We start from the raw sequence: 23,628 nt of genomic DNA on the forward strand, positions 1-23,628 counted from the left end.
CCCGAACCGTCATGCGCGTGCAGGGCCTTGGTCTGTCTGATCGTTGGTCTGGGCGCCTCGCTAGCAGCTCCCTGAACTCCGGGAGGGGCTATCGGGCGTGCAGCCAGATGGCTGCACCCGAGAGGGACAGCAGACCGGAGCGGTCGCTGACCGGCTCGTAGCGGGCGCCAGGGATCCGGGCGGGAGTCTCGGTCAGGGCGGTCCCGACCTCGTGAGCACCGGGCCTGTCACGCGAACTGTCCCAGGCCAGCTCGGGCAGGTGGCGCAGGGCCTCCTCGGTCCAGGACGGACGGATGTCCAGCTCGTTCCACAGCAGCGCGGCCCTGGTCATCAGGGCACTGCGCAGGAGCATGCACGGCTTGGGCTGCCAGTGCCGTTCCAACAGGGTCTCGCTGGGGTGCAGTTCGGCAAGCCCCCACAGGCGGGTGAAGCCGCGCTCCTGCTGCCACTGCGTGGTGAGCCGGAATCGTTCCGCGAAGTCGCGACGCCGGTCCGTGGGGGAGTGGCACGAGTCGATGAGGTCGAGGCGCCCGCCGGTGGGCAGGTGCACGAACCGCAGACGCCGTCTGCCGATCCCGTCCAGCCGCAGGCCCGGGATGCCGTGCGGGCCGTGCGTGTCGGTGAGCAGGGGCAGAAACCGCGACGCCACACGGCAGGCCGTGTTGGTGTGGACATCGAGCCGGTCCGGGCGGGAATGCACCGTGTTGACGTAGGCGCTGGTGCTCGACATCGACGCCCCGATCGGGGCCTGCAGCGGGTGGGGGTGCTGATCCGTGCTCAGCAGGAACGTGGCGAGCACCGCCTGGAAGGCGTGCTGGCCGCTGCTGGCGGCGTTGTCGATCGAGATCCGCCCGCAGCTGTCCCGCAGGACGGAGCGGAACTCGGCGTTCATCTGCCTCAGAAGGGCGGTGCGCCGGGCGCGATCTTGAGTGTGCGGTGACACAAAGTCCCGTTTCCACGGCCGATTGCCCGGGACTCGCACGGCCGCTGGACACAGGGGCGTGGACGAGAATGCGCAGCACAAAACGCGCGGGACACGGGCATCACACCCTCAGAGACTTACCTGCAATGCCGCCCGGGCGGCTCGCCAGCCTGCGGACTGTCCCAGCCCGTACACCGCAGACGCTACGCCACACCGAACCGTGAAGTGCGGCGACACGCCGCACCCGCCACACGGCCCATCCGCGGACAGCTCCCGCTCGACCTCCCGCCCGCGCGCTACGGTCCGGCATGTAGTGACCGACCAGGCGGAGGCTGGACCTCCGCGCAACGTGCAGGAGCGCCCATGCACCTCCCCGACCGGGCCGGACCGTGGACGCTCGAGGAGGTCCTGGCCCTCGGCGAGGACACCTCGCACCGCGTCGAGATGATCGGCGGCGCCCTCCTGCTCACCCCTCGTCCCGGCGTGCCGCACCAACGCGCCGTCAGGCGCCTGGCCAGCCTCCTTGATGCCGCGGCCGAGGACGACGTTGAGGTACTCACCTCCGTGAACATCAACCTCGCCGGACGCGCCCTGGTGACCCCCGACATCACCGTCGTGCACGTGGAGGCCGCCCACGGGGACAACGCCTTCCTCGACGCCGCCGACGTCGTCCTGGCCGTCGAGGTCACGACCGCAGACACCGAAGTGACCGACCGGATCACCCGCCCCGCGCTCTACGCCACTGCAGGCATCCCCCACCACTGGCGCCTCAACATCGCCCCCGCACCCCACCTGTGGACTGGCACCCTGCAAGACGGGGCCTACGCCACGACCGCCGACCTCCCGGCCGGACGCACCGGCCGCGTCGAGGCCCCGTTCCAGCTACACCTCGACCCTGCCGGCATCGTCAGGCCGGCCTCCCCCTGAAACCCCACCGCCATCCTCTGCCAGCCGAGTCTGTCCGGTTTCGGGCGTCAGCTCTCGCCACCCTTACGGAAGGGTGGTTGAGCGGTGGACTCGCCGGGACCGGAGGTACGGCGGGGCACCGTCTCCAAGGGAGGGGATGACGATGCGTAGGTTGCTGGCCTGCGTCGCGGTATCGGCCACGGCGACGGGCGCGCTTCTTCTGGCGGGCGCCGGGGGCGCCCAGGCATATCCGCAGGGCTGCTCGACCCAGATCTATCTGTATGGCGGCCAGGCGTACTGCACGACCGGAACCGGCGCCTTCCGCGTGAAGGTGACATGCAAGCCGTCCTGGGGGAACACCTACGCGGTCTACGGCCGTTGGGCCGCACCGGGGCTGGATGTCAGCGTGGCCAACTGTTACGCCGACGATCACGCCACCAACGTCATGGTGGAAAAGCGCAATCCCTGACAAGCACGTCCATCGCTGTGACCGGTCCGCAGTGCGGTCCGCGACGGTGCGTCTGTCGCGCGTGCGGGCAGGACCTGGCGCCCGCCCATCTGTGTCCGCAGCCGGACGGGCGCCAGAGAGCGTGATCGCTTCAGGGCATTACGCCCCCGAAGCGGCCGTCCGCTGCACATGGGGCGAGCGAGCAACCCCGCCGGAAGGCATGCCCTTCAGGGCCTTGGCGAAGTCCGTGGCGCCCTTCTCCATGTCGGCATGCCTGGGCACGCCCGCCTCCGCGTCGGCGCGATCGGGGTCCAGGACGGTCGGCGGAAAGGCCCAGTGCCGGGGGCCGAGGGTGTACTGACTGCACGTGGTGAAGTGCGCGAGGACCGGCGTCCCCATGAGCGCGAGATGTTCCTCGACGGCCTCGGTGAAGTCGTCGACGACCCGCTCCGCACACGACTGCCGGGGGGAGTGGAGCAGCAGCAGCCCCGCCAGGGCGCGGCCTGCATCCCAGGCGCCCAGGTGCTCCTGGCGCCACTGCAACGCGGATTCCCTCGGGGTGAGGGGCATGGTCAGCGGGTGCTCGGGATCGTGCGCGGCGGCGGGGAGAGGAATACTGCGGACGAACTCCCCGGCAGCCAGCGCGACGACCTGCCGGTCGATGTGGTGGCTGATCTGGCTGAGCCGCAGCATCCAGTCAGCGCGCTCGGTGATCAGAACCCGGTCGAAGTCCCGGCGCGCCGCGGCGAGCACGTCCTCGAGCGCGGCGTCGGAGTCGACGTGCAGATGCCACAGGCCGCCGGGGGCGGGAGCCAGCCGGCGTCGGGTCCAGCGCGCCGGCGACCGCGGGACGGTCTCTGTGGGCCACTCGCCCTGGCGGCGCCGTCGCATGAGCGCGAAGTCCACGTCCACCCCGTGGTCGCGGCTGATGACGACGAGGGCAACCTTCAGTCCCTGCGCCGCCCACACGGCGCCGATCTGCTCGGCCGTCCAGGACAGATCGTCGGTGAAGGAGGAGCGGTCGGAGGGTGGGACGAGGGCGATCACCATTCCGTCCCGGCCCGCCTGCGCTCGCGTGTGCGACGTGCGTGCCGGTCGGCTGTGCCCGAAGTCCTCGCCGAGCATGCCCAGCGGACGTGCGGCGTGCGGCGTGTGTCCGGCCGGGGCCTGCAGGCGGCGGCTGTGGATGGTGAGGGTTGCTCCGGGCTGCCCGGACTGGCGGGGATTGGACATCTGGATGCGGCAGTGGTCCTGATCGCAGAAGTGGTCGAGGAGCCCCACTCCTGCGCCGGCGACCTCGTCGCTCCAGGCGGCCAGGAGCCGTTGGTCGTGCGGGTCCGTGGTGACGGGGCGCTCCACGGTCCAGTCGAGCCCGTAGTCGGTCTGTTCGCGTTTCACCTGCACGCCGGTGTAGCCGAGCAGGCTGTCCCACAGCCGGGGCCGGCGCAACAGGAGGCTGGCCAAGCCGGTGCCGGGGGCGAGCTGGCGCAGCACATCGCGGTCGAGGGGCTCGCGCCGCGTCAGGGCGGGCTCGGAGACCTCCGGATCCCAGAACGGGGTTCCCCCCTCCGCGGTGACGTGCTCGGCGTGCGCGGCCAGCAGCGCCGCAATGTCGGCCCCGTGCGGCCCCCAGACCCGCACGTGGGGGTCCCCTGGCTGCTCATTGGGGTACCGCCGCTCGCGGCGGGTGCGCAGCTGGAAGCGCAGGGAGCGCCCGTCCGGGACGCCGGTCAGCTGCCTCACCCCCTGCCAGGGCTGCTTTCCGTTGCGCCAGGGCAGGAGCCGCAGCAGGGCCCGCACGGCGTCCATCGACTCCAGGCGCAGTTCCAAGCTGTCCGCGCCGGGGATGGCTTCGCGGATCCCCAGAGGACGTGACGCATCAGGGAGTTGCCCCAACGCGTCCAGCAGGACGGCCTCGAGCTCCGCCTGCTCGCGGGAGGCCTCCGGGAGCAGTTCGGCGAAGCGGTCACGTTCGGCGAGGCGCTGGCGCACCCCGAGGAGGGATTCCCCGGTGATCTGGGCGCGGGCGTCGGCAATCTGGTCACGGTTGAACACGGCGTTCTCCTGCCCCCCGACCTGGGCGATGAGAGCGCGTGCGCGTGAGATAGACCCCAACAGGCGAACGACGATCACGGATTCACTGAGCACGTAGGTTCTCTGTCGATGCCCGCGGTCGGGTAGAGGCATCCAGAACTGGCCGCGCACGAGGCCAGGCGCCAAGCACGTTACCCCACGGGGTGCGCCCCCGGCACGTCCGGCCCGGACGGCTCACCGTGGCGAGTGAACGGAGAAGCGCTCCGGGTCTGCGGATCGGCACCCTGCCGAGGTGCATCACACGTGGTCGCTGCCCCGTTGTCGGCACTACCTCTCGTTGCGCTCCACCTGCCTGGCGATGTCTTCGAGACGCGTCAGGCGGCGCCCGGCGGCCACGTTGGCGCGGCTCACTTCGGCACCGGGTGCGCGGTCGAGCATCGCCTGCTTCCACCATCTGCCCATGACGGCCGGAACGTCGTCCTGTTCGGTGTTCAGGGCCTGCTCGTAGAAGCGTGAGCGGTCCTCGCCGCGCAGCGCGTCGCCGATCGCGGTGATGGTGCGTGGGATGGCAGCGGTGCGGCGGGGCGCCGTGCGCCCAGGCTGAGCAGTCACAGCATGTCTCCTTCGCTGGTGGGGGCTCCTCGTACGGCGCCACAATCCTGTCGCACTGCGGTGAGATGAGACATCGCCCTCGGTCCGGCTGAAGGTGATCTGTAGGCCGCTGGCTCTGCGGCCCTGCGGGGGGGGGCACTGCGCGGCCCTCATGTGCTCGTGGACCCGGAGCGCGGTCGCGCCGATCGCGCTGGCGTTCGCCGTGCTGCACCGGCCTGCCGGTCGCAGGTGGTGCGGTGCGGGCATGAGTTGCGTCTCGCCGCCCGCACCGCAGGGATCAGCGTAGCTCTCCACCCAACGGCAGGTTCGGCGGCCTGCCCCGCCGGATATCCATAGCGGGGCAGAGAGAGCCCTGCCGTAGTGATGAGCCCTCGAGGAGTTGGAAGCTGGATGTCCGAGTCGCGACTGCATCGACCCGCTGATCCCACACGGCGACGGATGCCGGCCCCGCGGCCGCAGTGGCGGAACCTGTTCGTGCCCCCGGTCTACGACCAAGCCGTCGAGGACCTGCCGACGGAGTGGCACGAGCCGGCGCCCGTGCCGCAGCGGCGTCGGAGCGGACGCCGCCAGTACAGCGGGTAGCAGACGTTCGACGGGCGCCAGCCAGTCGCAAGCCGTCGCGGACTCGGAAGGCCGCGCCGTCTGCCGCTCCTTCGGATGCCGAAGGGACCGCGTGCCCGGCCCGCAGGCGCCCGTCGAAATCTGCGGCGCGCCACGCTCCAGGAAGTCCGGCTGCAGGCGGGGCCTCACCGGTCGGGCAGCTTGCGGCGGAGCTGGCCCAACGCCTTTTCCAGGTCCGCCATCTGGTCGCCGAGCACACGCATCCTCCGTTGCGCGTGCTCGAGGCGCGCGGCGGCCGCCAGCGAGGCGCAAGCTTGCGCCATCTCTACCGCGCCCGCCTCTCCCGCCTGTGCCTTCCGTATCCAGACGACGGCCTCGCGCTCGTACATGGCAGCCCGCTGCGCTGCATCCCCTGACACGTTCATCGGCTCCCCCTCGTTGCGCACGGCTCCCCGGCGTCAGCACCCCAGGGCCTGATCAAACCTACGGGCCGTCACACCCCGCCCACTAGGTGTCACCCACCGCCTGATTCAATGCTCATGCCAAGCAGATGGCACTGCCATACCAACGGGGAACAACGGGGAAGTTCATGAACTACAAGCACGTCCAGACCGTCCGCCGTACCGCCGCCGCGCTCCTGTGTGCCACGGCCGCGTTGACGCTGGCGGCCTGCAACAACGGGGACGACGCCAAGGGCGCCGACAGCAAGCCCTCGAAGACCGCTGCAGGAAAGCCGGCCGGGGCCGACGCCAAGCCGAACGGCGTCGACAAGCTCGACCCCGTCGCGATACGCACCAAGGGCATGGAGACGAAGGCCGCCGCTGGGTCGGTCCGCGAGGTCATGTCGCGCTCGGACGCCAAGTCCGACCTGCGGCTGTCCGCCGACGAGTGCGTCGGCACCGTCGACCTAAAGGACATGGGCTCCTTCGAGGTCATCCGCAAGGGCAACGATGTGTGGGGCAAGGTCGACGCGACGTTCTCGGCCTGGGCCAAGAAGAACGGCGCCGGCACCATCCAGGCCGACCAGTGGATGCACGGCACGCCGACCGCCTCGCTCACGAAGGTGTTCGCCTCCTACTGCCACAGCGAGCAGTTCGGCAAGCAGGAGAAGAACACGCTCCAGCTCACCAAGGGCGGCGCCGCCAAGGTAGCGGGCCAGCCCGTCGCCACGGTCGTCGCCAAGGGCTCGGCGCCGGGCAAGCAGGCCACGTTCAGCGTCGCGACCACCGGAAAGCCGTATCTGGTGCAGCAGGTCTCGCCGTACAGCGACGGAACCGGCGACCAGACCCTCACCTGGTCCGAGTTCGGCGACCCGGTCGGCGCGCAGAAGCCGACCGGCAAGATCGTGAACGCCCCCACCATCTGACCCTGCCGACGTCGTACGACACCCGGCTCGCCGTCCGGCCAACGCCCCGCCCAGCGTGCATGGTGTGGGGGTGTCACCTACGGTCGGCGATGGGATGAGCGACAGGACCGCACCATCCTTGAAGGGCCCCGCGTGCTCGCACGTCGCGCGGGGCCCTTCCCTGTATCAGGGCCGATCGGAGTACGACGCCCCGCCCGATGGCCGGGGTTGTCAGTGCCAGGTGGCAGCATGGCCGCTTGATCGTCCCCGCACCTTAGGGTGCGGGCATTCTCGACTGATTACGGAGCACCCGCATGAACCGCAGTGAGCTGGTGGCCACGCTGGCCGACCGCGCCGAGGTGACCCGCAAGGACGCCGACGCCGTCCTCGCGGCGTTCGCCACGACCATCGGCGAGGTCGTCGCCAAGGGCGACGAGAAGGTCACCATCCCCGGCTTCCTGACCTTCGAGCGCACCCACCGTGCCGCTCGCACGGCCCGCAACCCGCAGACCGGCGAGCCGATCAGCATCCCCGCCGGCCACAGCGTGAAGGTGGCCGCGGGCTCGAAGCTCAAGGAAGCCGCCAAGGGGAACTAACCCCCGGCAGGGCGAGGGCGGGCACCGAGGTCTCGGTGCCCGCCCTCGCCCATGTCAGAGCCCCGTGGTCCGGCCGCCCCGCCAGCGGTGCCGCCAAGACCGGCTCAGGAGGCCCTGCCCGCACCCGCAGGTCAGGCGATCAGGCGGTGCAGCCCTGCCGTGGCGGGCCCAACCGCGAAGACCCCGGCGAGGACCGCGGCGGGGTAGGACTTCTCGGCGAAGAAGGTCAACACGCCGACGCCGATGCCGAAGACGACACCTATGAACAGGATCAGAGCTGAGCGCTGCGACAAGAGCGCCGGCTTCACTGCCGAGGTGGGCGCGAGCGTGCTGGGTGGTTCAGAGTGTGCGGACGCGGGGGACTGCTGGTCCCGAGACATGGGGAACCTTCCAGAAGGCGGAGGAGCAGAAACGGCGGACACCTGCGTGGTGTCGTCCGCGGTGGTGCGTGCCGCGCGGTCGGCGGTCCTGCTGCTCTCTGCCTGAGAGCGTCCCTGCGGGGCCTCAGCCCGGCCCAGGGTGGGCGTGTCCAGCGTAGCGGTGATCGGAACGGGTGTTGCCCCGGGTGTCTGGCGGCTGGTCATCGGTACTTCCTCCGGGGTGAGTTGGAGTTGGCGGGCGGGACAGTGGCAGGGCTGCGCTGCTTGGTCTCGTCCTCCTGGGGCAAGGGCTGGTCACCCTTGGTGCCGCAAGCCGAGACCGGACAGCAGCGGCTGGGATGAGAGATCCCGGGTGCATGACGAAGGCCCGGACGCATGGTCCGGGCCTTGCCTGCTCCACCTGGGTCCAGCGAGTCGAGTGCCGGTGACAGCACGGGAACGTCAAGAGGAGGGCGGACAGTTCACCCCGGTCCGGCCGCACCCGCACTCGATGCGCTCCGTTGAAGGCGACAGCGCGGCACGTGGCCGCCGCCCTCGCTCGTCCTGCGACCGACGCCGACTGCCTCCTCGAGGAGAGACCGCGATGCCCACCTCTGCGACCGAACGTCACGAAGCCCCGACGCACCAGAGCGATCCCGACCCGCTGCGCACTGCGGGCCAGGCCCTGCTGACCGCGTACCAGCAGCTCGGCGCCGAGCACGCGGTGCTTGTCGAGGAGACGCGCACCATCACGGCGAAGGACCGGGCGAGCACCGTGCGCCGCATGCACCAGGACGTCCAGGACGTCGCGCGCCAGCTCCTGCACGTGCTGACCCAGCTGGCCACCGTGCGCGGCAAGCAGAACCTCGGCCTGGACGGCCAGTTCGCCAAGGACGCGACCGGCGGCGACTACACGCCGCTGCTGCTCGTCAGCCACATCAGCGAAGAACTGGTCACGCTCGCCACCCTCATGCAGTGCGCCGTCGACCGCCTCGCCGGCGCGTACACGCCGCGGCGCAGGAACGCATCCCTGTCCGTCGTCCGCTGCCCGGAGCAGATGAACCAGGTCGTCCGGGCCCTCGACGCCGCCACACTCGCCCTCACGGACGTCCTCACGGACGTCGATGAAAGTCTCGCCGAGGAGTTCACCGACGCCTGCACGGGCCGGATCGCGGCTCTGCGCGCCCAGATCCCGTCGGCGGCCGCGAGTTCGGAGCCGATCCTCACGGCGGACTCCGTCGTCCGCGTCATCCTCAGCGACCCGGTCGTCGCCGATGCGGCCCGCAGAGCGCTGCAGAAGATGGCCGGCTAACCCTCGGTGCCGCGGACATGTGTCGGCCTCGCGCGCCCCGCCCGGTCGGCGTGGTGGACGGTCACACGGCCGCCGACGAACTGCCCAGCCGCGGCGGCCGCATCCCTCAGCAGCCGCGTACGCGCCTTCTGGTCGGCGGTGGGAAGTCCTGCAAGGCCGATCTTGCCGACGTAGAGCACGCTCCACCCGTACTGCTCGACCCCGGTAATCCACGGGGCGGGCGGGATGATCGTGCCGCTGTAGAAGAGGGTCCCGTCCGGCTCCGTGACCGCCAGTTCGGCGACGCCGTCCGCGTCGGGCGTCGTGTACGTGGCCTTCCACCCTTCCGCGTGGGCGGGAGCATGGCGCATCCGTCCGACGAGGGAGAAGCCGCGCTGAAGGACGCGGGAGGCAAGAGCGTCCTGGAGCTCGGATCCGTCCCCTGTGCCGGTGACGAGGTAGACCGGCGCGGCGAGTTCGGCGATGAGGGTGGGCAGAACGGCCTGCCCGTGTTCCACGGTCGCAGCGGTCATCTCCATCGTCATGCCCGCATCCGGCGTCTCGGCAGGACTCTCGGGGGCGCGGGGTGCGGGGATATCGAGCACAGCGGAGGGATGACAGCGGGCGTGCGCGTATCGCACGTGCGCGACGCGGCTGCCCAGGCGCACGACCACGTTGACGGGCTCGTTGGGATGGACCTTGCCCTCACAGGACACGCAGATCGCGTGGTGGAGGGTGACGGCGCCTGCCTTGGCAACTCCGTCCGTTCCCAGGACTGCCCGCACGTCGTCACTCATCCGGATATCGGTCATGGGCAGGCTCCCCGTGGTGCCGGTGTGTCTCCCGTCAGGACACCTCATCTTCCCTCGGGGATGCCCCGCCAGCAGGCCGAGCAGGTCAACAGAGCCCCGCACGGGGGAAGTTCTCCCCGTGATCTGCCTCACGACTGCGCCCTCCCGGGGCATCGGACCTCCCGGTGGCCTTGGCGAAGACCCGCGCGGAGAAGCGCGTCAGCAGCGCACGACCGGCACGTCGACGGGACCCCAGGTCAGCGCCCAGACTCAGGACCGCGGCACCCCGGACGTCGTGCACCCTGACGAACTCCAGCGGCTCTGAACGTTGGTGCACAACCAGTATGCCGATCGCACCTCACGTGCCAAAGCCCCAGGTCAGAGGCGGTTTTTGCTGTTGGAGGGGCGGCGGCCGGTGTGCCACGATGCCGCCACGAGCGCGATCCCAAGTCGACGCTCGTGGCGCGCGCCCCATCCGTGAAAGGCCCCTGCGACTAAGGAAGTTCCTCGTGGCACAGACTGCATCCGGATCCGAACCCGAAGACGATGGCACGATCACGATCACCGTCCAACGCAGCCAGCTCGTGGCGGCCGTCGGTGCGACAGCGGTGTACGCGGAGTTGGTTCTCGTGCAGCAGGTCCCAGCCGTCTCCGCGACCGCTGTCTCCGCGTTGACGCTCGCCCTGGGCTGGCTCCGCCGCCAGTGACCTCGAGCCGCTTGGTCGACGATGCGGCGGCGCCGACCAGGCGGCGATCCGTGCCTCCGTTGTCAGCGGTCCCCGCGATGATGTCTCCATGGCGATCACCATGGAGAACTTCGCACTGAAGTGGACCGACCCTGACGGGAAGGCCCACGCATCGGCGTGCGCGTACAGCGCGAAGAGCGCCGAGCGGCGCAAGAAGGAGCTGGAGGCTGCGCGCTGCACGAACGTACAGATCATCCCCGTGGAGCCGGGGGAGGTGCTTACCGCCGAGCAGCCGGGCTGACCTCCGCGCCACCGAGGACGGCGCCCACGCGCGAATCGAGGCGCCGTCCTCAATGACCGTGTGCGACATGAACCGAACCGCTGTCAGGAATGAGCACGTGCCGCAGTGCGGTGAGTCGCCACCTCGTGAGGATCAAGCTCGAGACAATGGCGAACCATGACGAAGCATCCCCGCCGTGCTCACTCCTGGGAACCGCACATCGACTTGGAGCCGCCGCCGCGCGCCTGGCTGTCCGAGGTCGCCGCGGCGCTCGACGACGTAGCAGCCAAGATGGGCTTCGGCGAAGGATGGCCTTGGGTCTCGGTGCAAGAGCTGGAGGAAGACCCGCAACGCCGTCTCCATATCCATACGGCCTGGATGCGCGAGCCTCTGCACGACGACGGCATCTTCCACACCGAGGCGGGAGCCGTCCAGGAGGGAGACGGCATGTCCCTGTGGGGGAGCGGGCTGGTACGTATCGGGATCAACGGGCAACGTGTCGAACTGCTCGTGCACGGGGTCCCCGCGAGCGGCGTCGCAGCCATCGCCACCGCCTACATCGACCACGCCGACATGACGTACAGGACATAGACGCCTGATCCTCAAGCTGCTGGGCCCCGCCGACCGTGCTCTCTCCTGAGTGTCAGTGCCCGCCGCAGGACCCAAGCGGCTGCGACAGCTTCGCCGCCGCAGCCGCCGGATCAGACCAGCCGGTACAGCATCAGGTGTCGGATGCCGCGTCGGCAGCCTCCACACCGATGTGATGACCGACGCCGATCAGGGCTCCGCGCAGCACAAGCACGCCGATCTTGACCATCAGGCCGAGCCACCTCGGCGATTGACCACGACTGGCAGGTGCCGCGGTGGGCGGTCGGCCCTCGCTACTCTGTGCACTGGTTGTCACAGCTACTCCTCTTCCACAGGACGCGCCGGCGACCATTGGCGGCTCCTCTGTTGCAGCAGAGGAGCCGCTCGCCGTTTTCGGCGAGCCGACGAGAGCAGCACTGTAGGCGCCCACGGGGGCACGCCCGGTCGCAATGTCCCCACTCGTAGTGGGAGTTGGTGTTTCCGTTCACCCTTCCGGGGAGCGCTGAAACATCCGCTGGCGAGGAGTTGGAGCGGCCCTGACCAGGCCGTTTCCGTGGCCAGTTCGGAACGGACCGTGTGAGCCCTGCCCAGAAGAACACCCTGGTCAGGGCCGCCCAGCTACGGGTTGTTGGAAGCCTTTCAACCCCCCGATGCTGGCGATCCCCCGCTGGTCGCTGTCGGCGGCTCAGTGCTGCATCGGCGCGCCTTCTTGCTGGTCAGAGGCAGAGGAAAGAGGAGGAGAGGAACGTGTGCCCCGCGAATGCCGTTAGCAATCGTTCACTTCGTGGGTTCCCATGCGCTCGCATTCAGGGACATTCCATATGGAACTGGGGCCGGATCGTAGGTTCATGGCTGCACGCCAGGCATCAGCGCGTCGGCGACGTCAGGTTCAGGAACCTGACGTCGCCGCTCTCGGGGCCGTGAACGGGTCGGCGGCCGCATCATGGGCTTCGGACACCCCGTCTACCGCACAGCGGCCACGCGAACGGCAGGAGGGCAGCCACCGGGTCAGGCCGCGGACTAGGGTGCGAGGCGGGGCGTTGTACCGGAACTGCGTCAGGGAGGGTCGCTAGTTGGCCATCGTGTAAACGCCGAGGGCGAAGACCGCTGCGGCGCAGAGCGCGACGACCAGGCGGGCCGTCCAGTTGTCCTTCTCTATGGCCATTCGAATCGTCCGCCAGAACTCGGTTCCCATAGCGCCTCCCGGCATCGTGTGAGGTTCGTCCTCCGATGACCAGTCGGTTCACCTATTACTGCATCACCGCGGCAAGGAGCGTCACACCTACCGAGTCCCTGAGTGATCCAGACCTGCCACGTCGTCCCGCCCGGCCCCGCTCAACCACTGCTCCTTCTGACGATTCACCGGGATCTACCAGCGCAGGTTGAGCTCCTCGAGCGCGGCGCGGCGTTCCTCGCTGAGCTTGTCCGCGCGGCGGCGGGTGTTGGCGATCCACATGCCCAGGGCGACCGGGACCGTGCCCTCGGGGGTGATTTCGCGGCCGGTCGCAGCGGGTCCGGCTTCCGTCACTGGTAGGTGCTCGGTGTGCTTGCGTGGCACGTTCAGGTGGCCCTCACGGGCCTGGAACCGCCGCGCGGCGGCGAGGTTGAGGTTCCACTTGTCGTCCTGGGTGCGCTTGACCGGCTGTTCGGCGTCGGTGGCGGGGGAGAGGCCGAGCGCGTTCTCGAGCAGGTACTGCTGAGCGGACAGCAGCTGGTCCCAGCCGCGTTGCTGCGCGGCTGCCCAGCGTCCGAGGTCTTCGCCCTGGACGATGAGTTCGCCCGTGGTGGTGGGCAGGGTGCCGCCGTCGCGGAGGTGGGTCTGGAGCAGGCGCAGGCAGCGCTGCCAGCCAGCGTCCCAGGCGGGGCACCATCCGGGGTCGATGTCGTCGAGCGCCTCGAGCCGGTCCTCGGACAGGGCCCCGGTGGTGTCGGCGGGCTGTCCGGCGGCGCGCTGCTCGGCGACCTGGCGGGCGAGGCGGGCGGCGGCGCGCTGGTTCTTGGCCCAGGAGCCGATGGGGTAGCCGTTCCAGCTGGCGTTGGTCGGCGGGAGGAAGTGCCCGTGCGCGTCCGTCCAGGCGCGGGCGACGGCCAGGCCCTCATCGAAGGCCGCGGCGCGGTGGTCCCACACCATGCACAGCTCGTCGAGCTGCGCGGTGCGCTCACGGCTGAGGCGTCCGGCGTTGTAGGTGCGGCGTACGTCGGCGAGCCACACTCCGAGCGGGAAGCCGGCCGGGGACCAGTCTTCGGGGGTGGTGAACGCGTAGGGCACCTTCAGCTCGTCGCAGCTGGTCTCGGCGAGGTACTGCAAGCAGGCCTGGATGCCGCGCCGCCAGTACGTCGTCTCCGGGTCGATGACCCGCAGCTGCATGAACCGGGCCAACGTGGCGGGATCGCGCGGGGTGGAGAACTTCAGCAGCTCCCGCGCGGGCGCGCTCGGCCCGCCATCGGTACGGGGCGCGGCATCCGGAGCGTCGACGTCGGGCAGATCCTCCGTGCTGTCCGCGGGCTCGGTGCCGTCTTCGGCTTCGTCGTCGGGCTCGTTGTGCCAGTTGCCGGTGCGCGGCCGCGGGTCGGCGAGGAGCTCGATGGTGTCGGAGTCGTGGGCGCGCAGCGCGGCCAGGACCTTCGCGAGGGTGCTGTACGCGTCGGAGGTGAGCAGCTCGTCGGGTTCCTCGTCGGGCCCCAGGAAGACGGGCACGATCAAGGACGCCACCTTGTTCTGCCCGGGCCTAATCCGCAGCGCCCGGCCCACCATCTGCACGATGTCGACCATGGAACCGCGGGCGTCGGCGAAGAGTACGGAGTCGCAGACCGTGTCGATGCCCTCGCCGAGGACCTTGACGGAGCTGAGGACGCGCAGCATCGCCGGCTGCACCGGCTCCCCTTCCTCGGCGGAGGCGATCGCGTCGGAGGCGAACTCCGCGAGCACGGCCCGGCGGTGGCTGGTGGGGTGGCCGCCCTCCAGCCAGTCCGCCCACACGCGCGTCGGCGGGTGATAGGTGTCCGGGTCCTCCTCCCACAAGCGGGCCGCCGCACCCGGCAGGCCCTGCGAGAACGCCTCGGCCTCGATCACCTTGCTGTGGAAGGAAAGGATCTTGCGGAGGTTCTCCTCGGCGGCCGCGGTGACGAGCCCGGTCTGCAGTGCCGCCAGCCGCGCCCCGCGGGCCTCGTCCGACCCGGCACCCCACACCTCCCGCGCGGCGACGACCTCGCCGTCGCGGATGTCCACGCACACCACCTGGTACGGGGCGACGATGCCCCTGCGGATCGCATCCGTGAGCTTCAGCTTGTAGGCCACGGGCCCGAAAATCGGGCTGTCCGGCTCCATGCTCGCCAGCAGCCGCTCCCCGCCGCCCGCCGCGTCCTCGGCCCGGTCCGCCGCATCGTCGGGAGACGCCCAGATCCGCGGAGTCGCCGTCATGTACAGGCGCCTCACCGCAGCCACCTTCGCCTGGTCGTGCACGGCACCCCAGGACTTGCCCAGGTCACCGCTGGTGCGGTGCGCCTCGTCGAGGACCATGAGGTCGAACGCGCCGACGCCCGCGGCCTGCGCCCGCTGCAGCACACCCATCCCGGCCGACTTGTACGTCGAGAACACTGTCACGACGTCCAACCCGCCCAACCAGGCGGCGAGTTCGTCCGGGTCCGTGGTGCAGGGCAGCCCCTCGGACTGCGCCGGAGGAAGGTCGCACACGCCCACCATCGCTCCCGTGCGGCCCTCGGCGCGCCACGCGCGGGCCATCTGAAGCAGCAGGTCGCGGGACGGTACGAGCACCAGTACCCGGCGCGCACCGAGCCGCCGCGCCGACTCGATCGCGATCAGCGTCTTGCCGGAGCCGGTCGACGCGATCGCCTGGGTGCGCAGACCCTCGGGCGGGATCACGCCGTCCGCCGGCGTCTGCAGGGCACGCACCACGGCGTCCACCGCTTCGATCTGGTGCTCGCGAAGATCGCTGACGGCCATCGCTGTCCCCTCCTACGGCCCTGAACCGGCCCACCAGCATGGCACATGACCACCCGTCACTCGCCAAATTCCGTCAACCACCCCACTAACGAGGCAAAGCGCAGGTCAAAGCCGGTGCAGACCTCTGCACCCCACACCCCGCCCCAACGCCTCAGTGGGGGTTCCTGGGCCTCGACCACCCTCTCTGAAGAAATTCAGGCGAGAGAGCTGTCGAATTCCAGCGAATCCGACGCGCGCCCCATGGGAGAATTCCTAGAGGCTCGACAGCAGTATTCAAGCGGCGCCAACTGTGGGGGTAAGGCCCCGAATTCCGCTCGCGTCGGCACCCATTACCGCAGTCCCCTCACGCAGAGATGAGGCCCATCGTGACCACCTCCCCTGAGCGTCGGGCGCCGCGTCGGCCCCTCGGCCCGCGCGCGGCGTCCGCACCGTCGGTACCCGCCGACCCGGCGCGCATCGGCCGCCGTGCGGTACGCCGTCGCGCCACGGGCCTGGACGCCGACGCCCTCGCACAGCAGCTGGAGGAGGCGCGGTTCATGGCCCGGCAGGACTCCCGTCACGAGCACCTGGCCGCCGACACCCGCGGCCGCGCCGAACTCGCAGAGTGGGTGCGCATCACCGAGCTGCTCGCCACCGCACCACACGGCATCGTCTACGACCCGGCCACCGACGACGTCGTCCAGGCCGAGCTCGCCGCCGAGGCCGCGGACGCCGCCGCACGCGAGGCCGAACTGCGCGAAGCCGCCCGCATCGCGGCTCGCGCCGACGAGCTCCAGGCCCTGCGCGACCTCGGCGCCCTGCACCAGAGCGAGCCCCACGACGGCGACGAGGCCGTCCGTGACGAACTCACCCGCCGGGCGGGCAACTACGTCCAGGCCGACGTCGACTCCTGGCTCGCCCACGCCCTGGCCACCCACCGCGGGCACTACCGCGCCCCGGAAGCGCGCCAGGCCGCCGCCCGCCTGCTGCCCACGCCGGTCCTCGCACACGCCGAGCTGCTCTCCGCCCTCGCCCGCCTCGGTGCCGCAACCGTCACCAGCGACATGCCGTTCGCCGCCGCACTCGCGCAGCACGCCCCTCAGGCCACGCGCGAACTGACCGCTGTCCTCGCCCAGCTCCACGACCGCCAGCCCGCCCACACCGCCTCAACCGCACCCACCCGTTCACCCCTCCAGGAGGACTCTGTGCCACCGTCCCTGAGCGGCGTCGACGCCCTTGCCGAGCGCGCACATCGCGGCCAGGTCGACAAGATCGGCGTCGCCTACATCGAGCACGTCCGCGCCGTGGCCGCAGGCCTCGAACCCTTCGGTGAAGAGCTCACCATGGCCGGGCTGCTCCACGACATTGTCGAAGACACCGACTGGACCCCCAGGCTCCTGCGCGACGCCGGCATCCCCTCCCGGGTCGTCGAGATCGTCGAGGCCGTTACCAACGTCCACGGCCTGCCGTATGAGGACAAGATCCGCCGTATCACCGCCGACCCGCAGGCCACCCTCGTCAAGATCGCCGACAACGCCCACAACAGCCATCCCGACCGCGCGGCCCAGCTGCCCGCCGACAAGCGCGAAGGCTTCGCCGCCAAGTACCGGGACGCCCGCGCCGAACTCTGGAAGCACGCCCGCCGCCAGGACATCGAGGCGATCGTGCGCATCGTCAACCCGTCCCTGCTGGACGAGCTCGCCGCCACGCCCCTCCACTGACCAACCGGACACTCCTGATGGCACTACTCACCGCTGAAGCCCTGTACCGCATCCTCACCCGGGCTCCGCGCCGCCGGGACCTCATTCAGGACGGCATTCGCCTGGTGTACGACGGGAACACGATGGACCTGTCCAGCGCCGACCTCCCCGACACCGTCCTCGCCAGCGTCACCACGAGGCAACCGGTGCTCGGGGCCTGGGAAGTGACGGCGTACTGCGCCACGCTCGACACCATTCGGTCCTGGCTTCGGAGCCTGGACGACCGTGAGGTCCTGGTCGACGTCTGCCCGTTCTGGGGCGGACCCACCACGCAGATCGTGTTCGCCATACAAGGGTTCGACCCGGCCGCGTTTCCCGTCATCGACTGTCCAACGGCTCCCACCCGATGACCCCGGGGCCAGCCCGCCGCGCCCCCTGCCCACGTGCCCGACGAGCATGTGGCGGAGAGGTGCGAGTAAACGGGGTTGTCAGTGGGGGCCGTCAGGATGGGGTGATGACTCACGCCATACCCGTCCCGCTGCCGTCCGCACTCGTCGACCACCACGCCATCGACCTGGAGCGCAAATACAGCGACGGATGGGGGATGAAGGTCGACGACGTCGCCACGACGCCCTCCGGCGAGATGTACACCGTCTCCAAGATCCACCGCCACACCTACGGCGTGGACGATGACGAAGCCGACCCCGCACGGGCCCACTTCGGCTACTCACTGATCAGCAAGATCGCGCCCGACGGCACCCCGCTCGCCACCGCCGTCTCCGGCCAGAGCGACCTCGCGCGCCAGGACACCACGTTCGGCGGCCCCACGACAGGGCTGGGCGAGGACCTGTGGTGGGCCAGGGGACTGTGTGTGCTGCCCGACGGCGCCCTCGCGGCCACCGGGGCGGACGACCACACCCACCTGCTCACCCCGGACCTCACGGCGGTGACCGCGCACCACGGCATGCCCCACTGGCGTGAAGACGACGGCCCCCGCGACCCGTTCGCCTCCTGGATCAGCACCACCCCGGCCGGCCGCCTGCTGTGCACCACCGGCGAGTACGGGCTCTACAACTACGGCGACCTGCTCGACAACATCCTGGCGATCACGGACGAGCCCCTCACGCCCGTCTCGAAGCCCACGCTGAGGGCCCTGGCCTGCCTGGAGGCGGACCCCGTCAAGCACACCGAGGCCGACCTTCGACCGGGCGTCCTGTTCGCCGGCGAGCCGGTCGGCATGGCCCACCGGCCGCGCCCCTCCCTGACCGAACAACTCGCCAAACTCGACCCGACCTCGCGACCGGGGGACTGGTACAACGCCAGACTCGGGCGCCCCGCAGTGGTGCGCGAGGACCTGTTCGTCGTCCCCGTCTTCGGGCACATCTACCGCAGCGGCAACCGCGGCGGCCCCTTCGCGTTCGTCCTGGTCACCGACCAGGGAGAGTTCACCGGCCAGCTCGGCGGCATGGACCGGTACCTGGACAGCCCCTTCACCGGGCATGCTCTCGAGATCGCCGCCGACCCGGCCCGCGAGCGGATCTACCACCTCAACCGGTACGGGCTGTTCGCCTGGACAGGGTCGGGGGACCTCAAGCAGCGCCTCGACCTGGAGGACAAGCGGTTCAAGCCGCTCAGGCACTTCACGCTCCTGGACTGCACCCCCGACGGCGACCTCGTCCTCACCCACCGCACCCAGCACCTGCTCCTGCGCATCCCGTGCCCCGACACGCTCGACCACGTCGGCCACGCCGTGGAGAACGCCTTGCGCGCGTATGCCAAGGAACGCACGGACCTCAAGAAGCAGTGGAAGCCCGTGACCTGGCACTGGGTCGACAACACCGCGCCAGTGCACCGCCTCTGACCCCACCCCACGTGGTCGCGAAGGCGTACGCCACGGTAGATGTCGGGTCAGCCGCCAGCCCTGAATCGGTCCACCGCAGCCCGGAACTCACTGGTCTGCGCGCGGGGCGTCCCGGTGAGCGTCGGCCGGTGCCCGCCGGCCGACGGGCCAGGCACCAGGTGCACCGCTGCGTGCAGCTCGCGGGCACGCGCCTGCTCGACCACCACGTCGAATGGCGCCGGGACCTCGCGGACGTCCTCGACGCCGAGCAGCACCTCTCCGGCCTCCGGCACCTCCTCGCAGTAACCGCGCTCCTGCCAGCCCAGCACGCGGGCCGCCGCGACCAGAGCGGCGGACACGAGCTCGGCGCCGCCGAGATGGTCGACCTCCAGGTTCCCGAGCACCAGTTGGAAGCGACCGCCGTACCCGCCCGCTCCCTCCGGGCTGCTGCGCTCGAGCAGCGGCACACACACCTCAGTGAGCGCACGACACCGCGCGCCCTTCGTGTCCGAATCCATACCCAGGACCGTAAGAAGCCGGCACCATACGGCGAAGGAAGCCGTTCGGCACGTCGGAGTGAAGAACCGGGCCCGCTGGCCTGCGATGTCGCGCGTGCAACCTTCCGCCGCGCTGGCGAGTCATCTGCACGCTCACCTGCTGCTCTTCGAGGTGGCCCGCAAGAAGGCACACCAGCTTGCAGCCTCTCAGCGGAGAGGTGCTTCCTCACACATGCCGCAGAGCTGAACCGCCGATGGCCCAAACGAGCTAGGTCTTGCAACCGCGGGCTAACGCGCCGCTGTTCCGTGCGGATGCCCGGCCACGATATGCAGATGGATCAGGCAACGCTGGGGACGCTCATCGGAGTGGGCGGGACGGTGGCTGGCGCGCTGACCGGCGTGGTGGGCGCTGTCCGGACAGCCGGCATCAATGCTCGAGCCGGAATCACGATGGAGGACCTGAGGTCGAGGCGTGCCGCCTACAGCGCCTTCTCCGCCGCCCTTTGGGCGCAACGTAACGCGGCACTGCGGCTGATGGACATCCTGGACGCCCCCGACTTGGACGGGGACAGGGCACGGGCGCGGGTTGCGCAGGCCCAGGAACTTCACGACGACATGGGGGCCACGGTAGGAGCGCTCGCCGTCGAAGGCCCTGAGGAGGTAACTGAAGCAGCGATGGTTGCCGCCGAGGCTCTCAGTGCGTGGCTGGATGAACTGGCCTGGTGGCTCGAACGAGGGCGGCCTCACGATCAGCGCAGAAGCATCGTCGAACTCCGCAATCACATGGAAGAGGCAGCGCAGCGCATCACGACCGCGTGCCAAGAAGCACTGCACCCGGACGATGGCAGCACGGTGCGCCTCGGGCCACTGAAGCGGCTGCGCTTGCGCCGGTACATCCGCCGACACGGCGGCCCGTACGGATGGTCTGGCTGGGAGTGAAAGGCCCACAGCGGCGCCGCCCGCGGACGCGTACCGTGAGAACACAAGCCCGGCCAGGAGGACGCGATGAGTGCCCAGCCCGACGAAGCACCCGCCCCGCTGCACGCTGCAACCGCTGCCCAACTCCTCACCGAGCTCCGGGCCGACCGCCGGGCGTCGACCTGGGTTCCCGCCTTCGAACAGGACTGGGCGCGCGCCCTCGACGACGCGCGGCACAGCTACAGCCTCGCCCCAGTCCACGACGTCATCAACGCATGGACAGCGCGACTTAGTGCTGCCCCGGCCGTCGACACGTTCCTCGCCACCGGCTGCGACGACTCGGACGGCGTCGACCTGGACCAGATCCTCGGCACTCGACAGTGAGCGACCAGCCCTGGCCCGCACGCCTGTCGCCCCAAGCAGCCGACGCCGCAGGTGCGTTGCCCGAACACGCTCGCGAGATCCTCCGCGACGTCTTGGACATCGCCGGCCGCGATCCGTGGTCCTTCCCCCCGTTCGACTCCCGCGACCCCGAGGGCGAAGACGTCCGCTCAGCAGCCGTCGGGCAGCTCACCGCCGTCTACTGGATCAACCGGCCCGCCGGACGCCTGTACGTCATCGACATCGTCTGGCTTGGCTAGCAGGCCGGATCCGGCGCGAGGACATCCGCATCACCTCGCTCGCAGCAGGAACCACCTCGCAGTGGAGCCCTTTCCCCAGCGCCGCCGCTAAAGGTTTCAGCGGTGCAAACCGTCAGTGGACCCGGAGGTGAGTGAAGCAGTAGTCGTCCATCCCCTGCTGATACCGACACTGCTGACGGGCAGACCCGAAGGGCGCCCCGTACAGCTTCGCGCCGGGCGGGAGCTCCTCGAAGCGCTCCTGTGGACTGCGAAGGTACTTGGCGGCGATCTCGTCGGCGCGCAGCTTCCTCTCCGGGTCGCTCAGCGACCGCACACGCCTCTCGTCCTCGGGCTGTCCCGCTGCGCGCTGGCCGGACCTCACACCGATGCTCTCCGTCGACAGGCCCCCCACGCCGGCGTCGTCGTTTCGCCGGCGCTGGGAAGATCGCCTACGTCCTCCGCCTGAACCGCCGGAAACCGACACAGGACCAGCGGAGAAGCCGACTCGGCCACGGGACGAAACGGAGACCGGCCCCGCCTTGACTCTTGCTCCACCAGTACCTACCGATACCGGCCCAATCCGAAATCTGAACCCCATAACCCCTCCCCAGAAGCATCCCGACCCTATCGCCCTCCTGGCGCAATGGCGCCAGCGCGAGACTTCAGGTGCCGGGCACACCGCCGTGCCTGGTGCCGGATGCCATGATCTGCGCGTTCCTCAGCCGACGACAGGCGCACGAACGGCCACAACGTCACGTTGAAGGTGCGCAGTTGCCTAGCACGGGTATAGTCGTGGGTACTTCTTACTCAGGCACGTGGGGCCCGCCAGGTTTCTGGCGGGCCCCACGTTTGTGTCTGGCTATGCCACCTGCAGCTTGGGGCGGCCTTCGAGCGGCGGTGCCACGGTGTACTGAGGCAGCTTCAGGGTGGGCAGATCGCCGGCCTTCATCTCCACCAGGGCGTTGCGGAAAGCCTGCTCCATGTCGGCAGGGTTTTCGTACTTGGCGGCCAGCGGGTGCAGACGGTAGCTGTTGCCCTTGCGCTCTCCGCCTTCTGGGCGCAGGACGATGCCCAGGTCGCAGAGCGGTGCGAGCAAGGCGCTGATGGCCTGCTGCGTCTTGTTGTGGTACTCCTGCGCCATTTCGCGCTGCTTGACGGGCAGGTGGCCGCCGAACTCGCTGCGGTAGAGCAGGTACTGGAGGAACTTGACGGCGCTGCCAGAGAGGGGCAGGGCCCAGATCCGTTCGGAGACGATCGGGGACATGACCTCGGCCATCAGAAACGTCCCTTCATGGTGGTGGGCTGCGGAGACCAGTATCGGGGCAGAATCACCCGGCACGCTCCTGGGGCGGCTGCTCATCGGCTTCGAACATCTGGAGCTGTTCCTGACGGGGAACGGGTCCGAGGAAGTTTCCGAAGGAGTCGGGCCGGTCGCCGTGGTCCTTCCTGATGTCCGCGAGCACGTCCTGTTGTGCAGCGCTGTTGCCGTGGAACCAGAGGTGCACGTTGAGGCGGATGGCTCCATTGCCGTGGCGTTCGAGCCAGCCGTACTCGCACAGCGCCTTGATCGCGCGGGTAACGGTGGAGCGACTGATCGGGGTGGCACCTTTGACACGGCGAGCCTCGCGGTTGAGGCCGTTGGTGATCTCCTGCTGCGTGTAGTGGGCGATGCCTGTGCCGCGCAGCTGCCCGCCGGCGACGTACAGGAAGACGCACATCTCGCTCTTGGTCACCTGTCGGGCAATGGCCAGCTGCGCCAGGCGCTGGACGAACCAGTTGCTGGTGATGCTGTACCCGGCATCCCCGGCCATGTCGTGAACGGTGCGGTGGTCGTCGGCGTACTCGAAGGTGACGCCCTTGAGCTTGCGGCGCTTCTTCTGGGTCTTCTCTTGCTCTTCGACCGTCTCGCCGAGCTGCTGACCTAGGACGGTCAGGATGTCGCCGAAGCCCATCTCGTTCGAGTCGGCAGGCACTACGCGCGGACGGTGGTGCTCCACCTCCGGCGGATCTGAGGTCACGGTTCCTCCTTCTTTACTCAGGCGGGGCCGACAGTACCTCAGATAACAACTGCTGCTTGTATTTTGGCGCGGCAACGCACGCTCGTGTCGCGAAGACCGCTCGCCATGCACGCCGGGACACCAAAACACAATGACAGCTTGTGCGAGACGCGCCCCTCGCCCCCTTCTACAAGCGTCACTTGTGTTTCAGTGTCAGCGGGGGCACATCAGAGAGCACCCGCCGCGAGCACATCCCCTCCCGCCCCCCTGAGCGGCAACCCGCTGACCTGCACGTTTCTACGAGCCTCGCCGCACAAGCAGCGCTTGTGTTTAGGGTGCGATTGTGGGCCCTAGAGCACTCTTTACCTGCCGAAATGTGCTGGTGGCGACACATCGCTCTTAGCGTTTCCGCAGGTCAGAGCCACTTTCCCGGCGCCCCCCTCTTGTAGTTAAGAGCGTTCGCTCCACGGCCTCCACGTCACCCTGCCGTTGCGCCTACAGCCAAGCACCACCGAGTTCGGGACACCTCAGAACTTCCTGACCAGTTGCCAAGTGCCGGCGATGTGGGGCCTGATGAACCTCCAGGAGCTTCCTGGAAATTGAGCTGTGGCCTCGTTCCCCAAAGCGGCAATCTCAGGAAGGAGGCGGGTGTATTCTGGCATCTATTCATGTAGCCGATCGGGCACTTATCTCC

General features: G+C 69.5%; 26 protein-coding genes. 15 read left to right on the forward strand and 11 right to left on the reverse strand.

What is annotated here, in order from left to right:
* Window positions 1-88: 88 nt before the first annotated feature.
* On the reverse strand, window positions 89-892 hold the full coding sequence (locus ACTWJ8_RS40625) for a hypothetical protein (protein WP_443265474.1): 804 nt from the start codon (window positions 890-892) through the stop codon (window positions 89-91).
* A gap of 393 nt (window positions 893-1,285) precedes the next feature.
* Between ACTWJ8_RS40625 and ACTWJ8_RS40630 the strand changes: the two genes are divergently transcribed.
* Complete coding sequence (locus ACTWJ8_RS40630) at window positions 1,286-1,849, forward strand: Uma2 family endonuclease (RefSeq protein WP_443265476.1); 564 nt, start codon at window positions 1,286-1,288, stop codon at window positions 1,847-1,849.
* A gap of 142 nt (window positions 1,850-1,991) precedes the next feature.
* Window positions 1,992-2,297 (forward strand): hypothetical protein, encoded by a 306-nt coding sequence (locus ACTWJ8_RS40635; protein ID WP_443265478.1) that lies wholly within the window; start codon window positions 1,992-1,994, stop codon window positions 2,295-2,297.
* A gap of 138 nt (window positions 2,298-2,435) precedes the next feature.
* Here the strand turns inward: ACTWJ8_RS40635 and ACTWJ8_RS40640 are convergent, their stop codons facing one another.
* Together ACTWJ8_RS40640 and ACTWJ8_RS40645 are read right to left on the reverse strand one after the other, a co-directional pair.
* Window positions 2,436-4,331 carry a hypothetical protein gene (locus ACTWJ8_RS40640; protein WP_443265480.1) on the reverse strand — a complete coding sequence of 632 codons (1,896 nt, stop codon included), beginning with the start codon at window positions 4,329-4,331 and terminating at the stop codon, window positions 2,436-2,438.
* A 306-nt stretch (window positions 4,332-4,637) separates the two neighbouring features.
* Entirely contained in the window at window positions 4,638-4,922 is a 285-nt protein-coding gene (locus tag ACTWJ8_RS40645) for a hypothetical protein (protein ID WP_443265481.1), read from the reverse strand.
* 438 nt (window positions 4,923-5,360) lie between these two features.
* On the opposite strand from ACTWJ8_RS40645, the gene ACTWJ8_RS40650 reads away from it, so the two are divergent.
* Entirely contained in the window at window positions 5,361-5,504 is a 144-nt protein-coding gene (locus ACTWJ8_RS40650; protein ID WP_443265483.1) for a hypothetical protein, read from the forward strand.
* Between the two features lie 164 nt (window positions 5,505-5,668).
* On the opposite strand, the gene ACTWJ8_RS40655 is transcribed toward ACTWJ8_RS40650, so the two are convergent.
* Window positions 5,669-5,929 carry a hypothetical protein gene (locus ACTWJ8_RS40655; protein ID WP_443265485.1) on the reverse strand — a complete coding sequence of 87 codons (261 nt, stop codon included), beginning with the start codon at window positions 5,927-5,929 and terminating at the stop codon, window positions 5,669-5,671.
* Between the two features lie 143 nt (window positions 5,930-6,072).
* Between ACTWJ8_RS40655 and ACTWJ8_RS40660 the strand changes: the two genes are divergently transcribed.
* Together ACTWJ8_RS40660 and ACTWJ8_RS40665 are read left to right on the forward strand one after the other, a co-directional pair.
* Window positions 6,073-6,849 carry a hypothetical protein gene (locus ACTWJ8_RS40660; RefSeq protein ID WP_443265487.1) on the forward strand — a complete coding sequence of 259 codons (777 nt, stop codon included), beginning with the start codon at window positions 6,073-6,075 and terminating at the stop codon, window positions 6,847-6,849.
* A gap of 293 nt (window positions 6,850-7,142) precedes the next feature.
* Window positions 7,143-7,424, forward strand: coding sequence for an HU family DNA-binding protein (locus ACTWJ8_RS40665; protein WP_443265488.1), 282 nt, complete (start codon window positions 7,143-7,145; stop codon window positions 7,422-7,424).
* Window positions 7,425-7,555: 131 nt separating this feature from the next.
* On the opposite strand, the gene ACTWJ8_RS40670 is transcribed toward ACTWJ8_RS40665, so the two are convergent.
* A complete protein-coding gene (locus ACTWJ8_RS40670) occupies window positions 7,556-7,717 on the reverse strand; it encodes a hypothetical protein (RefSeq protein ID WP_443265489.1) in 162 nt (53 codons plus the stop codon).
* Between the two features lie 670 nt (window positions 7,718-8,387).
* On the opposite strand from ACTWJ8_RS40670, the gene ACTWJ8_RS40675 reads away from it, so the two are divergent.
* Complete coding sequence (locus tag ACTWJ8_RS40675; protein WP_443265491.1) at window positions 8,388-9,095, forward strand: hypothetical protein; 708 nt, start codon at window positions 8,388-8,390, stop codon at window positions 9,093-9,095.
* Here the strand turns inward: ACTWJ8_RS40675 and ACTWJ8_RS40680 are convergent.
* Entirely contained in the window at window positions 9,092-9,886 is a 795-nt protein-coding gene (locus ACTWJ8_RS40680) for a hypothetical protein (RefSeq protein WP_443265492.1), read from the reverse strand. The two genes, ACTWJ8_RS40675 and ACTWJ8_RS40680, sit on opposite strands and share 4 nt — an antisense overlap.
* Before the next feature lie 488 nt (window positions 9,887-10,374).
* On the opposite strand from ACTWJ8_RS40680, the gene ACTWJ8_RS40685 reads away from it, so the two are divergent.
* The 3 genes from ACTWJ8_RS40685 to ACTWJ8_RS40695 all read left to right on the forward strand — a co-directional run bounded on the left by ACTWJ8_RS40685 (window position 10,375) and on the right by ACTWJ8_RS40695 (window position 11,422).
* Window positions 10,375-10,572, forward strand: coding sequence for a hypothetical protein (locus ACTWJ8_RS40685; RefSeq protein WP_443265493.1), 198 nt, complete (start codon window positions 10,375-10,377; stop codon window positions 10,570-10,572).
* A gap of 88 nt (window positions 10,573-10,660) precedes the next feature.
* On the forward strand, window positions 10,661-10,852 hold the full coding sequence (locus ACTWJ8_RS40690) for a hypothetical protein (RefSeq protein ID WP_443265494.1): 192 nt from the start codon (window positions 10,661-10,663) through the stop codon (window positions 10,850-10,852).
* A 156-nt stretch (window positions 10,853-11,008) separates the two neighbouring features.
* Window positions 11,009-11,422, forward strand: coding sequence for a hypothetical protein (locus ACTWJ8_RS40695; RefSeq protein WP_443265496.1), 414 nt, complete (start codon window positions 11,009-11,011; stop codon window positions 11,420-11,422).
* 1,366 nt (window positions 11,423-12,788) lie between these two features.
* On the opposite strand, the gene ACTWJ8_RS40700 is transcribed toward ACTWJ8_RS40695, so the two are convergent.
* The gene (locus tag ACTWJ8_RS40700) at window positions 12,789-15,383 is read right to left on the reverse strand and encodes a Helicase associated domain protein (protein WP_443265498.1); all 2,595 of its coding nucleotides are present in this window, start codon (window positions 15,381-15,383) and stop codon (window positions 12,789-12,791) included.
* Between the two features lie 1,184 nt (window positions 15,384-16,567).
* On the opposite strand from ACTWJ8_RS40700, the gene ACTWJ8_RS40705 reads away from it, so the two are divergent.
* The 3 genes from ACTWJ8_RS40705 to ACTWJ8_RS40715 all read left to right on the forward strand — a co-directional run bounded on the left by ACTWJ8_RS40705 (window position 16,568) and on the right by ACTWJ8_RS40715 (window position 18,923).
* The gene (locus ACTWJ8_RS40705; RefSeq protein WP_443265518.1) at window positions 16,568-17,083 is read left to right on the forward strand and encodes an HD domain-containing protein; all 516 of its coding nucleotides are present in this window, start codon (window positions 16,568-16,570) and stop codon (window positions 17,081-17,083) included.
* Window positions 17,084-17,100: 17 nt separating this feature from the next.
* The gene (locus ACTWJ8_RS40710; RefSeq protein ID WP_443265500.1) at window positions 17,101-17,472 is read left to right on the forward strand and encodes a hypothetical protein; all 372 of its coding nucleotides are present in this window, start codon (window positions 17,101-17,103) and stop codon (window positions 17,470-17,472) included.
* A gap of 104 nt (window positions 17,473-17,576) precedes the next feature.
* On the forward strand, window positions 17,577-18,923 hold the full coding sequence (locus ACTWJ8_RS40715; RefSeq protein ID WP_443265501.1) for a hypothetical protein: 1,347 nt from the start codon (window positions 17,577-17,579) through the stop codon (window positions 18,921-18,923).
* A gap of 47 nt (window positions 18,924-18,970) precedes the next feature.
* Here the strand turns inward: ACTWJ8_RS40715 and ACTWJ8_RS40720 are convergent, their stop codons facing one another.
* Window positions 18,971-19,420, reverse strand: a complete 450-nt coding sequence (locus ACTWJ8_RS40720) for a hypothetical protein (RefSeq protein ID WP_443265503.1) — start codon at window positions 19,418-19,420, stop codon at window positions 18,971-18,973.
* 312 nt (window positions 19,421-19,732) lie between these two features.
* Here ACTWJ8_RS40720 and ACTWJ8_RS40725 point away from each other — a divergent pair, with 312 nt between their 5' ends.
* The 3 genes from ACTWJ8_RS40725 (at window position 19,733) to ACTWJ8_RS40735 (ending at window position 20,958) form a co-directional block, all read left to right on the forward strand.
* Window positions 19,733-20,338 (forward strand): hypothetical protein, encoded by a 606-nt coding sequence (locus tag ACTWJ8_RS40725; RefSeq protein WP_443265505.1) that lies wholly within the window; start codon window positions 19,733-19,735, stop codon window positions 20,336-20,338.
* A gap of 66 nt (window positions 20,339-20,404) precedes the next feature.
* Entirely contained in the window at window positions 20,405-20,701 is a 297-nt protein-coding gene (locus ACTWJ8_RS40730) for a DUF6247 family protein (RefSeq protein ID WP_443265507.1), read from the forward strand.
* Window positions 20,702-20,757: 56 nt separating this feature from the next.
* Window positions 20,758-20,958: a hypothetical protein gene (locus ACTWJ8_RS40735; protein ID WP_443265509.1), complete on the forward strand. Its 201-nt coding sequence runs from the start codon at window positions 20,758-20,760 to the stop codon at window positions 20,956-20,958.
* A 112-nt stretch (window positions 20,959-21,070) separates the two neighbouring features.
* Here ACTWJ8_RS40735 and ACTWJ8_RS40740 read toward each other — a convergent pair whose 3' ends face one another.
* The 3 genes from ACTWJ8_RS40740 to ACTWJ8_RS40750 all read right to left on the reverse strand — a co-directional run bounded on the left by ACTWJ8_RS40740 (window position 21,071) and on the right by ACTWJ8_RS40750 (window position 22,955).
* Window positions 21,071-21,319 carry a hypothetical protein gene (locus ACTWJ8_RS40740; RefSeq protein ID WP_443265510.1) on the reverse strand — a complete coding sequence of 83 codons (249 nt, stop codon included), beginning with the start codon at window positions 21,317-21,319 and terminating at the stop codon, window positions 21,071-21,073.
* 477 nt (window positions 21,320-21,796) lie between these two features.
* Complete coding sequence (locus ACTWJ8_RS40745; protein WP_443265512.1) at window positions 21,797-22,213, reverse strand: hypothetical protein; 417 nt, start codon at window positions 22,211-22,213, stop codon at window positions 21,797-21,799.
* Window positions 22,214-22,265: 52 nt separating this feature from the next.
* On the reverse strand, window positions 22,266-22,955 hold the full coding sequence (locus ACTWJ8_RS40750) for a replication/maintenance protein RepL (protein WP_443265514.1): 690 nt from the start codon (window positions 22,953-22,955) through the stop codon (window positions 22,266-22,268).
* Between the last annotated feature and the right edge of the window lie 673 nt (window positions 22,956-23,628).

Origin of the sequence: Streptomyces sp. SDT5-1 (assembly GCF_052245995.1) — a bacterium.
Lineage (GTDB): Bacteria > Actinomycetota > Actinomycetes > Streptomycetales > Streptomycetaceae > Streptomyces.